The organism is Streptomyces sp. NPDC001732 (genome assembly GCF_053596315.1).
Window position 1 is genome coordinate 1 of sequence record NZ_JBSFFY010000159.1, and the last position, 3,927, is coordinate 3,927.

Sequence of the window (3,927 nt, forward strand, 5' to 3'; positions counted from 1 at the left end):
CGCATACTGGATGTATTCGGACGTTCCGACAACGCAGCGAGGTGCTGTAGCTGTCGTCGCGCGCCCGCCGGGGATTACGGGACAGCCCTTAGGTGCACTGACCCGTGAGGTTGGGAACGCGGCTGGCGGGTGGTTGGCCCTTGAGTGTGGTGTGTCCGCGGTGGTGATTGTAGGTGTGGAGCCACTATGGGTAGGCATCGCGTCGTTCGGCCTCGGACGTGCAGGGCCTTGCGTAGGCCCATTCGTCGAGGAGGGTGCGGGTAGGGTCGGCCGAGCGGCGAGGTTCCTGCTGGGCAGGGCCTTTTCCGCTCGGCCTCCCTCCGAACCGGACGGGCCCGCTTTCCGAGCATCCGGCTCTCCAGTGACTACTGCGTGAGCGTTGTGTTTGGCTTCCCGGTGTGGATGCGCTCGTGGCAGGCACCACAGACCACGAGGGCCTTGCGTCGGCGCTTGGCCATGAGGTTCATCCAATCGGGGGACGGCCCGTCCAGTCGACTGAGGTCGTTGAGTGACCTGATGTGGTGAACCTTCACCTCACCAGCTTGATCGCAAACCTCGCATCGATTTCCCTGAAGTCGACGGATCAACTCCTTGTGGGGATAGGCGGGTCTCGCCAGACGATCGGTCAATTCCGCCGTCTTCTGACGCTTGAGGGGAATCCCTCCGAACCGTGCTATCAGTTCCTTCCTGTTGTCCCGTGGCATGCGAGCCTCGAAACAGGTGCGCAGCCCATACGGCGTCTGGATCTTGGCCTTGAATCGGGCCGCCATCTTCGACACCGTCGAGCCGTGCTTTCGCGCCAGGGTGCGGAGCATTGCTGTCTCCATGACCCAGCGCAACCGGTGAAGTCGGAAGACGTCACCGGCCATCAGGTAGTACTGGACGACACCCCGGTACTCGATGGCGAACTTTCCGACAATGACATGGTCAGATTCATTCACAAGGGAGTTCTGGCAAGCGGGTTTTCCGTGTGCCAGAAAGGGTGCCGACTTGGCCTTGATTACGGCGGCAGGCACGTGCAGGACGATCGTCCCGTTGAGGGACCGGCGGTTGCGCCGGTCCGTCGCTGACGGTCGCCGTGTTCTGCGGTCCGTACTTGCCGTCGAGATCTCATGGCCGAGGAATCGAGCCCTGCCTGTCCGGGCATGGGTGATTAGCGTTTTCTCCTGAGACAGTTCCAGCTTGAGGTCATCACGCAGGAACTGGGCCAGACGCCGTTTGATTTCTTCGGCTTCGGCCTTCGGTCCGACAAATCCGAGGAGAGTGTCGTCGGCATAGCGCACGTATCGCAGTCTCCGGTAGTCAGGATCGTTGGGATCCTGACTGGGGAGACGGTGCAACCGCTTGTAGAGAGACCGCACTTCCACTCGGTCACCTCTTCGGCGGGCACGTGCGATCGCCGATTCCACCCGCCGGTATTCCGTACTGCGTGCACGGAGTCTTCCTCGGGTGTATTCCGGGATCAGTGTCTGCTCGACGTAGGTGTCCAGCTTGTGCAGGTAGATGTTGGACAGGACGGGTGAGGCCACGCCGCCTTGCGGAGCTCCGCTCAGCGTCGCGTGCCAGGTCCAGTCCTCCAGGTATCCGGCTGTCAGCATGTTCCGCACGAGCCGCAGGAACCGGCTGTCGTGGATGTTCTCGCCCAGTGACCGGAGCATGACCTCATGGTCGAGGCTCCCGAAGCAGTCGGCGATGTCTCCCTCGATGAACCAGGTCGTTCCCGTCCAGGTGTTGGCCACTTCGCGCAGCGCGGTGTGGCAGCCTTTCCGGGGACGGAATCCGTGGGACCTGCTGGAAAAGACCGGCTCGTAGTACGCCTCCAACAGGAGTCGCACCACCTCGCCGACCAACTTGTCCGACCAGGTAGGCAGGCCGAGAGGCCGAGTCTTCCCGCTCTGTTTCTTCGGGATATGAACTCGTCTCGCGGGGCGGAACCGGTATCGCTCGTGGCGCATCGCATCAATGATGCGATCGACCCGTCCCATCGACATGCCATCCACGGTCTCCTGCGTGACCCCCGGCGTCATCGCCCCCTTGTTGGAGTAGATGCGGCCGTAGGCCAGTAGATACAACTGCGGATTGAACATCTGTCGATACAGTTCCTCGCACGGCAGACCGCGCCTGCCGCGCTCACGCAGGACACCCAGCACCGTTTCGGCGTTCTGCATTTCGCATACCTCCCGACTTCGGGTGTCCGATCACCTGGCCCCCTTCGCCCGATGCGGACGGCTTTCCCGTCCTCCTTGGCCGGTCGTGACTCCGGCGACTACTACGGGGCCTCCGTCACCATGGGGCTCGCGCCCGTTAGGCGATCCCACGTTCATCTCTGTCGCACGTCATAGCGTGACGTAGGCGCCCCATTCATCTCCTTGAATGCCCTCATTGGGCATCGCTCCTTGCCCCGAAAGTTGCGGAGCTCGTTCAACGCGAACTCCGCAGGGCTGGCGCCGGTTTCAGATGTCTTTCCGGCGGATGTGAACTTCCATCTCCTGGAGATTGGGATTCAAGCAATCAAGCCTTCGCCATATCACGCGGGCCTTCCCAGCACACCGTCCCTGACATCTGAACCCGGCTGCTGGTTTCCTGGCATGCTCTGGTCCCCTTCACCTTTCGGATCCAGGTAAGCCATTAGGCCCAGGAACCTCCCCTCGATTTCCTCCCGGCTATGCCGGGGATACGACAGAGCGCCTCGTGGCGCACTTGAAGCGCTCGACCTTGCCGTTGGTCTGAGGCCGGTACGGGCGTGTGCTTTTGTGTGAAATGCCTTTTCGGGCAAGGGAGTTGCGCCAGGCGTGTGACTTGCAGCAGGAGCCGTTGTCGGTCAGGACGCGTTCGACGGTGATCCCGGCCTGGGCGAAGAAGGCGTGAGCCCGCTGCCAGAAGGCGACGGCGGTCTCTTTCTTCTCGTCGGTGAGGATCTCGCTGTAGGCGAGGCGGGAGTGGTCGTCGACGGCGTTGCGGAGGTAGCTGTAGCCGGGCCCGCCTCGCCCAGCTCGCGATAGCGGTCGGCCCCCCGCTTGGCCGGGACCGGGGAGACCTGGAAGCGTTCGGCGGCCCTGCGCAGGGGCCGGCCGTCCTCGACCACGCAACGGGCCAGACGCAACCGTCCGGTCTCGGTCAGGGGTGCATTACGGTGGGGCACGAGGGCCTTTCTGGTCGCCGGTGCAGATGTCGCAATCCACACCAGGCCAGAAGGCCCTCACCCATTTCAAGATCAATCAGCCGTGAACCCTGTCACCCACCTCCACGAACAGAACAACTAGTAGCGCTTGGTCATGTGCGGTCCGTGATGGCGTGTCTTCTTGATGGGGCGTGTCGTTGACAGGACGTGCCGAGTGGGGAGTTGGCTGCGGTCCGGTGTGATCTGGAGGACTTCGCGGCGGAGATGTTCGGGCCGTTCGCGCGGGCGGATCAGCGGCGGTGGGGCGGGGTCCATCTGCGGGGTCTGTTGCTGGACGGCGGGCGCAAGTCGGTGGAGCCGATGGCCGCTCGTCTGGGCGAGGACGGGAACCGGCAGGCCCTGGCCCACTTCGTCACCTCCAGCCCGTGGGATCCGGCGCATGTGCGGGCCCGTCCGGCCTGGCGTATGCAGCCGGTCATCAAGCCCCCTGCGCCGGTCGTCGATGACACCGGGTTCCTCAAGGACGGGGATGCGTCGGCGTGTGTGACCCGGCGGTACACCGGCACCGCGGGCAAGGTCACCAACTGCCAGGCCGGGGTCTCTCTGCACCTGGCTTCCAACGGCGCCTCGGCGGCGGTGAACTGGCGTCTGTTCCTGCCCGAGAGCTGGGACCCCGCCTCACCCAAGGCCGACCGGGCCAAAGTGGTCCGTCGCGACAAGTGCGCCATCCCTGCCCAGGCGGGGCATGTCGAGAAGTGGCAGCCGGCCCTCGACATGATCGACGAGACGTGGTCCTGGGGCATCGA

Annotated in this window: 2 protein-coding genes and 2 pseudogenes; 1 reads left to right on the forward strand and 3 read right to left on the reverse strand. The window is 63.9% G+C overall.

All coding sequences use genetic code 11. From position 1 onward, the window contains the following. Nucleotides 1-88 precede the first annotated feature (88 nt). The 3 genes and pseudogenes from ACWCXX_RS40760 to ACWCXX_RS40770 form a co-directional block, all read right to left on the reverse strand. Nucleotides 89-259: pseudogene (locus ACWCXX_RS40760) on the reverse strand (integrase core domain-containing protein); the annotation flags it as partial. Nucleotides 260-365: 106 nt separating this feature from the next. Next, nucleotides 366-2,168 (reverse strand): reverse transcriptase domain-containing protein, encoded by a 1,803-nt coding sequence (locus ACWCXX_RS40765; RefSeq protein WP_451136299.1) that lies wholly within the window; start codon nt 2,166-2,168, stop codon nt 366-368. A 534-nt stretch (nt 2,169-2,702) separates the two neighbouring features. After that, nucleotides 2,703-3,142, reverse strand: a pseudogene (locus ACWCXX_RS40770) (DDE-type integrase/transposase/recombinase); the annotation flags it as partial. A gap of 186 nt (nt 3,143-3,328) precedes the next feature. Here ACWCXX_RS40770 and ACWCXX_RS40775 point away from each other — a divergent pair. Further along, nucleotides 3,329-3,927: IS701 family transposase (locus tag ACWCXX_RS40775; RefSeq protein ID WP_451136301.1), on the forward strand; the 599-nt coding region annotated here is incomplete at its 3' end.